The sequence below is a fragment of the Rhizobium sp. L51/94 genome (assembly GCF_019355555.1).
GTDB classification, from domain to species: Bacteria; Pseudomonadota; Alphaproteobacteria; order Rhizobiales; family Rhizobiaceae; genus Rhizobium; species Rhizobium rhododendri.
In genome coordinates this window covers 147,193-155,000 of sequence record NZ_CP072141.1, presented here as the reverse complement: position 1 = coordinate 155,000, position 7,808 = coordinate 147,193, and the positions used below count along the sequence as shown (strand labels likewise).

At 62.0% G+C, this 7,808-nt stretch carries 6 protein-coding genes (1 of these 6 running past the window's edge); 3 read left to right on the top strand and 3 right to left on the bottom strand.

Annotated elements, in window-relative coordinates; genetic code table 11:
* Positions 1-1,016, bottom strand: partial view of a glucose-6-phosphate dehydrogenase gene (gene zwf / locus J5274_RS00750; RefSeq protein WP_224127932.1) — the 5' portion only. The gene continues 577 nt to the left of window position 1, outside the view; the window shows 1,016 of its 1,593 coding nt (coding positions 1-1,016); the start codon lies at positions 1,014-1,016; its stop codon lies off the left edge, out of view.
* A gap of 318 nt (positions 1,017-1,334) precedes the next feature.
* On the opposite strand from zwf, the gene J5274_RS00745 reads away from it, so the two are divergent.
* Positions 1,335-1,844: a Dps family protein gene (locus J5274_RS00745; protein WP_142830267.1), complete on the top strand. Its 510-nt coding sequence runs from the start codon at positions 1,335-1,337 to the stop codon at positions 1,842-1,844.
* Positions 1,845-2,015: 171 nt separating this feature from the next.
* Here J5274_RS00745 and J5274_RS00740 read toward each other — a convergent pair whose 3' ends face one another.
* Positions 2,016-3,524, bottom strand: coding sequence for a cyclic nucleotide-binding domain-containing protein (locus J5274_RS00740; protein ID WP_142830269.1), 1,509 nt, complete (start codon positions 3,522-3,524; stop codon positions 2,016-2,018).
* 238 nt (positions 3,525-3,762) lie between these two features.
* On the opposite strand from J5274_RS00740, the gene J5274_RS00735 reads away from it, so the two are divergent.
* Both J5274_RS00735 and J5274_RS00730 read left to right on the top strand, forming a co-directional pair.
* Positions 3,763-5,349, top strand: coding sequence for an aldehyde dehydrogenase (NADP(+)) (locus tag J5274_RS00735; RefSeq protein WP_142830271.1), 1,587 nt, complete (start codon positions 3,763-3,765; stop codon positions 5,347-5,349).
* A 335-nt stretch (positions 5,350-5,684) separates the two neighbouring features.
* Positions 5,685-6,329 (top strand): hypothetical protein, encoded by a 645-nt coding sequence (locus J5274_RS00730; protein ID WP_142830273.1) that lies wholly within the window; start codon positions 5,685-5,687, stop codon positions 6,327-6,329.
* Positions 6,330-6,527: 198 nt separating this feature from the next.
* Here J5274_RS00730 and J5274_RS00725 read toward each other — a convergent pair whose 3' ends face one another.
* Positions 6,528-7,793 (bottom strand): ABC transporter substrate-binding protein, encoded by a 1,266-nt coding sequence (locus J5274_RS00725; RefSeq protein WP_142830275.1) that lies wholly within the window; start codon positions 7,791-7,793, stop codon positions 6,528-6,530.
* Between the last annotated feature and the right edge of the window lie 15 nt (positions 7,794-7,808).

Genomic DNA, 7,808 nt, shown 5'->3' with positions numbered 1-7,808 from the left:
GATCGGTAGGGGACTGCGGTCTTGCCGAGCACCGAACCGGCATCGTACTGGCCGCGCACAGCTTCCGATGGCTGGCACGGACGGATGGCTTCGACCACTTCCGCCTTTTTCGAACGGATGGAGGCGGCGTCGAAGGAGGTTGGCGGCTCCATTGCCACCATCGACAGCAAGGTAAAGAGATGGTTCGGGACCATGTCGCGCAGGGCGCCGGTGTTTTCGTAGAATTTGCCGCGCGTTTCGACCCCGACTGTCTCCGTCACGGTGATTTGCACCTGCTCGATGGCATCGCGGTTCCAGATGCGCTCGAAGAAGCCATTGGCAAAGCGGAAGGCCATGATGTTCTGCACCGTTTCCTTTCCGAGGAAATGGTCGATGCGGTAGATCTGATCCTCCTTCAGGACCTTCAGAATCTGCGCGTTCAGGGCCTGCGAAGAGGCGAGATCGTGGCCGAAGGGCTTTTCGATGACGACCCGTCTCCAGAACTTCGCCCCGCCATCCGATCCGTCAGATTGGGTCACGAGACCGGCCGCACCCAGCTGATCGATGACGGTTCCGAAAAACTGGCCGGCGACTGCCAGATAGAAGATGGCGTTGCCCTGGGTGTCATGGCCGGACTTGGCGGCATCCAGCGCCTTGCCGATCGCGGCATAAAGGTCCGGTTTGGTCAGGTCCCCCTGGATATAGACCATTTTCGACACCAGCGTCGCCCAGGCGGCCTCGTCGATGGCAGTAATGTCGAAATCCGAGGAGCGGTTGCCGATGAAAGTTTCGAGCATTTCGCGCAGGCGTTTGGCCCAGCTCTCGACGTTGCCATCGGCAAGATCGACGCCGATCAGGGCAAATTTGTCCGGCAGGGTCTTCGACAGCAGCAGGTTATAGAGTGCCGGAATGACCAGGCGGCGGGTCAGGTCGCCACCGGCGCCGAACAGGACCATGGCGCAGGGGTCGGCCGGCGCGGGTGTGGTGCGTGTCTCATCGGCCTTGGCGGCCAGTATCTCGGGCGCAGTTGCAGACATCGGCAATTCCTTGGGGATTGGAAATCGGAGGTGGCGGCTTCGTTGTGATCGTTTCGTCAAAGGCCTGCAAGACCTTTCCGGTGCCTGCATGGCATGCTTTGTAAAGCTGGCATTGTTGCGGCAGAGGTCAAGGCGATGTAGGCTCGAGGTCAAGGAACCTTTTGCCCTCTCGAGACCTTATCGGCGTGCCCACCCGGAATGAAAAGCGGCACGACGGTGCTTGCCTTCCCGCAGCCTGCCGACCGATATCCGGACATAAAACATGACAGATTTATCGATGCGGGCGATGGTCCGCACAAAAGATATCAGAGGAAGATCATGACCAAGAACAATGCATCCTCAGCAGCTCTCGCAACCCCTACCGATCTCGGCCGTAATGACAAGACCAAGGTCGCCGATGCGCTGAACGGCATCCTCGCGGACACCTTCGCGCTGTATATGAAGACCAAGAATTTCCACTGGCATATGTCAGGCCCGCATTTCCGCGATTATCACCTGATGCTCGACGAGCAGGCTGCCCAGATCATCGGCACGACCGACGATATCGCAGAGCGCGTCCGCAAGATCGGCGCGACCACGCTGCGCTCTGTCGGCGACATCGCGCGTCACCAGTCGATCTCGGACAACGACGCCGAGTTCGTTGGGCCGGTCGCGATGCTGAAGGAGCTGCATGCCGACAATCTCTCGCTGGTGGAAGCGCTGCGCCAGGCCAAGGAACTTGCCGACGACGCCAAGGACAACGGCACCAGCGGCGTCATCGACACCTGGACGGATTTTGCCGAGCGTCGCGCCTGGTTCCTGTTCGAAGCAACCCGCGGCGAGAACTGATCGGGGGCATCCGGGACGGCCGGCAATTTGGCCGCTTCCCGATTACCGTAAAGCACATGCGCGCCCGGCAACAAAGCCGGGCGTTTTACGTTGGAAGGGCTGTATAGCAGATCTTTCCGTTATTGTTTCACAGGTCTCCGCGTCATCAAACTATCGGATAGCAGAGCTGCTTCAGTCGTGCGGAAGCTGGAACAGGTGGCGGATGCGGGTTGCGAGCGATCCGCCCTGTGCACCATTGCCGATGGTGCCGCCCCCGGCGAACAGGTGTTTTTCGGCATCGATGCGCTGCGACATGATCTGGCCGAGCTCTTCGGCAATCATCGGCCTGTCTTTCAGCAAGGGCGACAGCTGTTCCTGGCCGAGTTCGTAGATGACGACGAATGTCAGCGCCCGGATGCTGCCGACTTCGTTGGCTCCCATCAATACGCCACCTTCGCCGAAGCAGTCGCCGGGCGCGAGCCGGGTCAGCTCTATCTCGCGACCGTCCTCGCTGCGCGTGATGCTGACGACGCCGGTGCGCACGATCATCAATGCCGTCAGCTGGCTGTCCTGGGCGGCGATGACAGTGTCCTTGCGATAGGTTCGCCGGGTCATCTGGCCTGCAAGGGCCTCCTTTTCCTCGGATGTCAACGGCGCAAACAGCGGGATATTGCTGAGCAGGCTGAGCGGAGTGCTAATCTTGCGGACCTTGTCCGTATCCGCCAAGGCCTCCGCATCGCCGTAGATGCCGCTGCCCACCGGCGGCGCCATCCTGTAGCCGGAGGATTTGACGTGGCGGTAAATCAGGTCGAAGATCTCGTTCTTGGCCGTTGTCGTCATGGCGATGTTCTTGACGCTGAAGGAGAGGCCGAGCTGTACGGCCTGGCTGTCCAGGGCATCTATGGAAACCGACGGTGCCGGGTTTGCGAGGATCGAATTGCTGCTGAGCAGGACATTCCGCATGACCTCTGCCATGAACTTGGGGGCCGTCGTGGGTACCAGGCGAACCGTGATGGTGACGCCGTGCTGTTCATCCGGGCTCGACAGGTTTGTCAGTCGCGCCTTTGCCAGCGCGCTGTTCGGAATGACGATCAGGCCGTTGGTGCCGTTTAAAAGGTAGGTGGCCCGCCAGTTGGTCTCGATCACCTTTCCCTGCATCCCGTCGTCGAGCACCACCCAGTCACCGACCGAATAGGGTCGGCCGAGGTTGAGCGCGATGCCTGAAAACAGGTCGTTCAGCGTGCTCTGCAGCGCGAGGCCGAGGATGATGGCAAACACGCCCGACGTGGCGAGCAGCGTGCCGACGGGGACACCGAAGACGTCGGCGACAATTGAGAGACCGGCGCTCATATAGATGACGCCGACGACGAGGTCCTGCAGCAGCCGGCCCTCGCGTGGCTTGCGCTCGAAGATCAGAAACACGCGGACAAAGGCGACCAGCGTCCAGGCGCCATTGATCCACCAGACGATCTTGGCGAAGGTCGTGAAGATGCGCAGCGTTACCGAGGTTTCCAGCGTCGCCTTTTCATAGGGGACGATGTCGTTGTGGAGAAGCACTACTGTCAACAGGATGAACAGTGCGATCTGCGCGACTAGACGCCAGACCTGCCGGCGGCGCAGCAGGATACGGCTGACAACAAAACCGACGATCATGACGAAGCAGAACTGAACGACCGGATTGGCGATATCTTCGAACGTCATAAGGGACCAATCGTCTACGCGGAGAGAACGAGGTGCGCAGCCGAGGCTGAGCGGGCGTTACAGTCGCACGAACGCCGGCTCAGTTCCATCCCTGACGCCATGCGAACGTCGACGATGACTTACCCGATGTGCGACTTGAACTTGCAGCGCAGGCCATCATCTTATAGCTGTCATCCGATATTGATATCCGGCTTCCGGGCGCATTTCGCGGCGTCCTCCAAACACTCGAGGAAATTTCATGACCCAGGCATTCGACATCAAGGGCGACCTTCTGATCGGCGCCGATTCCACCGGCGACAATAGAACCGTGCGCGCCATCAATCCTGCCACCGGCGAAAACATGGAACCGGCCTTCGCCGTCGCCTCCGTTGCCGATGTCGACCGTGCCTGCGATCTCGCCGCTGCCGCCCTCGACACCTACCGCGCCGTGAGCCTAGAAGACCGCGCCGTCTTCCTCGAAACCATCGCCGCCAATATCCTCGAGATCGGCGACCAGCTGCTCGAGCGCGCCCATGCCGAAACCGGCCTGCCGCTCGCCCGCCTCACCGGCGAGCGCGGCCGCACCGTCGGCCAGTTGCGCCTCTTCGCGTCGGTTGTCCGTGCCGGCGAGTGGCTCGACCTGCGCGTCGATCCGGCCCTGCCTGATCGCCAGCCGCTGCCGCGCCCGGACCTGCGCCTGCGCCAGATCCCGCTCGGCCCGGTCGCCGTGTTCGGCGCCAGCAACTTTCCGCTCGCCTTCTCGGTCGCCGGCGGTGACACGGCGTCGGCGCTGGCTGCCGGTTGCCCTGTTGTCGTCAAGGGCCACCTTGCCCACCCGGGCACGGGCGAACTGGTCGGCCGCGCCATCCGCGCCGCCGTTGCCTCCTGCGGCCTGCCGGAGGGCGTGTTCTCGCTGGTCACCGGCGCCAATGAAACCGGTGCTGCGCTCGTGAAGAACCCGCACATCAAGGCGGTCGGCTTTACCGGTTCGCGTGCCGGTGGCCTGGCGCTTGCAGCCATTGCCGCTGCCCGTCCCGAGCCTATCCCGGTCTATGCCGAAATGAGCAGCGTCAACCCGGTCTATCTGTTCCCGGCAGCGCTTGCCGCCCGCGCTGAAGCGCTCGGCAAGGCTTTCGTCGGCTCCCTGACCATGGGTGCCGGCCAGTTCTGCACCAACCCGGGCCTGATGTTTGCGGTCGACGGCCCCGACCTCGACACCTTCATCGCTGCTGCCACCGGTACGCTTACCGAAAGCGTACCTGCCCCGATGCTGACCCCCGGCATCCACGCTGCCTATGACAAGGGCGTCGCTGCCTTTGCCGGCAACGAGGCCGTCAAGACGGTCGCCCAGGGCAAGCCTGCCGAAGGCGCCAACCGCAGCCCGGCGATCTTCTTCGAGACCGACGCCGAGCACTTCATGGCAGACGAAAGCCTCGGTAACGAAGTCTTCGGTGCTGCCAGCCTGCTTGTCCATTGCAAGGACGTGGCGCAGATGGTGGCTATTGCCGAGAAGCTGGAAGGCCAGCTGACGGCAACGCTGCATCTCGACCCCGCCGACCATGACGATGCGCGCAAGCTGCTGCCGGTGCTCGAGCGCAAGGTTGGTCGCATTCTCGCCAATGGATGGCCAACGGGCGTCGAAGTCAGCCATGCCATGGTGCATGGCGGCCCGTTCCCGGCCACCTCGGACAGCCGCACCACCTCGGTCGGCACCATGGCCATCCGCCGCTACCTGCGCCCGGTCTCCTACCAGGACCTCCCGGACAGCCTGCTGCCGCCGGAACTCAGCAACGACGGCGTGAAGACGCTGCCGCACCTTCTCGACGGCGTGCGCGCCGGGAAGTAACCTTGGGCTCACTGTGAATATGAAGGCCGCTGTCTGAAAGGACGGCGGCTTTTTTGTTCTGGGGCTTGGCTGGTTGCGGGCGAGATCGTCTCTGGGGCTTCACCCCCCTCTGCCCTGTCGGGCATCTCCCCCACAAGGGGGGAGATTGGCTGGAGCGCCATTGCCTGCCCAACTGGCTTCGACATCGCAGAATTCCTGAGGTCACTGTTTCGGATAGCCGGCGCGACGACTTGATCTCCCCCCTTGTAGGGGAGATGTCGGCCAGGCCGACAGAGGGGGTGCTGCATCCATTGGACGGCGTCCGCATCGGTAGTGAGCGCTCGGGCTCACGGTGAATGGGCTTTTTTGTCACGAGCGCGGGGCGTCCTCCCTGCGGAAAACCGTGGCGGGTCTACCTCGGTAATTGTCCAGGAGACCATCTGATTTTACTGTCTGCCCATGACATGATGCGCGTCCGCGCTAAATGCGTTGCGACATGGTCCTGTCCGGAGTTTCGTGTGCCTAGAACCTTTTCGGTCATAGTCGCTTTCGCCGCAACGGTTTCGGCCGCACAGCAACCCATGCCTCTCACTGCCGATCAGCTCATCGGCATCTGCGAATCCTCAACTGTTGTCGAGGCCTCGAAGAAAGGTGATGTGTTGGGCTGGCAACCGGTGGAGGACAAGGCTTGGAAGAAGAGCTTCGAGAACTACAACGGCGGATCGGTCGACGTTGTCGGCTGGCGGCGCGGCGCAAAAGATAGCGACGGCCTCCTATCGTTCTGGATTTCGACAGGACCGGTTTCGACCCGAATGTGCTCGTTTTATGCATCAGGTGACGGAGCAGCGCTGCTCAGCGCCTTTTTTTCCCATTTCGGCAAGCCCTCCAAGCTCGACAAATTCGAGCTCGGTCTCATCGCCGACTGGGAGCGAGCGGGGGATGTTGTCGAACTCAACCAGACCGGTAATCTCTTGTCGGTCAGCTACACAGCTCGCAAATAAGATACCAGCGTCCGGTTCGTCGACGGCATGAATCCTGCCGCTCGTGCCGGCTCTGTCTCTTGTGCTTTGCGGTCTCATCCCGTTTGAAAGATGGGAGCGACGCGGGTAGAGGAAGCAGTCTCCGAAGCCAGCTTGGTCCCCGCAAAACGCCGCCTCCCTTTCGGAAGACGGCGCTGATCATGCCATAGCCTATGTGGCTTAGCTGCGGGGCAGCATGCCTTCGACGTCGGCGGCTGCGTCGTCGAGGGCTTCCTTGGGTTCGGCTGAACCGTCGACGATGCGCGACAGGTTATCGACGATGGTCTGGGTGACCTTGACGCCGTTGGAGCCGGGGAAGGCGTACCAGGGGATCATCAGGGACATCTGGTTGAGGCCGGCCTGGAACAGCGGGTTCTGCTTGTAGAACTGGCCGAGATATTTGTCGGACTTGGCGGCCAGTTCGTTGTTCGGAACGTAGCCGGTGCCGGGAACGACGACCGAGGCGCCGTAGGGGCCGGCGGCAAACTTGGCGAACTTCCAGGCGGCTTCCTGCTTGACCGGGTCCTTGGCGAGAATGACGACGGCGTTGCCGCCGGTCGGCAGGTGGCCCTTTGCCGGATCGAGCAGCGGCAGCTTGGCGGTGCGCAGGTCGAACTTGGTGCCGACATTCTTGATGGTATTGCGCAGTGCGCCGGTCGTCTGGAACTCGAAGCCCACCTTGCCGGCGGCGAAGGCCTGTTCTCCGGCGGACTTGGTGAAGACGGGGAGGCCGCCTTCCTTGACCATGCGCTGCAGGGTTTCGGCAGCCTTCAGGCCTTCAGGACCGTTGAACGCGACCTTGGTCTCGTCGGCATTCAGCATCGTGCCGCCGTTGCCGAACAGCAGTGCGGAGAACATCCAGTCGTCGCCCTGCCAGCGGAAATCGATACCATCGACGCCGTTGCCGAGCGCCTTGATCTTGCCGCCTAGAGCAATGACTTCGTCCCAGGTGGTCGGTGGGACGTCGGGATTACCGCCGGCAGCCTTCACCAGGTCGGCATTGTAGTACATGATCGGGGTTGAGGTGGCGAAGGCGAGGCCGAGCTGTTTGCCGTTGACCTGGGCGAGCTTCAGGATCGTGTCCGAGAAGCCTTCCTCGGCCATGTTGCCGTCCTTCTTGATCAGCGGCCCGAGGTCGAGGGCAACGTTGCGCTCGGAGATCATCCGGAGCCGGTTGAGGCCGATGAAGGTGACATCTGGCATGGCGTCAGTACCGGCCTGGCGCAGGATCGTCTGGATGCCGTCTTCGTAGGTGGCCGACGGGCTGGCAAACTGGATCTTGATGTCAGGATTTTCTTCCATGAACTTCTTCGAGATCGTGTCCATCACGTCCTTGAAGAAGCCGGGCATGGGGTAATGCACCGTCAGCGTGGTTTCGGCATAGGCCGGCACCGACACGGCCATCGCGATGGCAGCGGCGGCAACGAGCTTGGTGAAGTGTTTCATCGAGCGTTCTCCTGT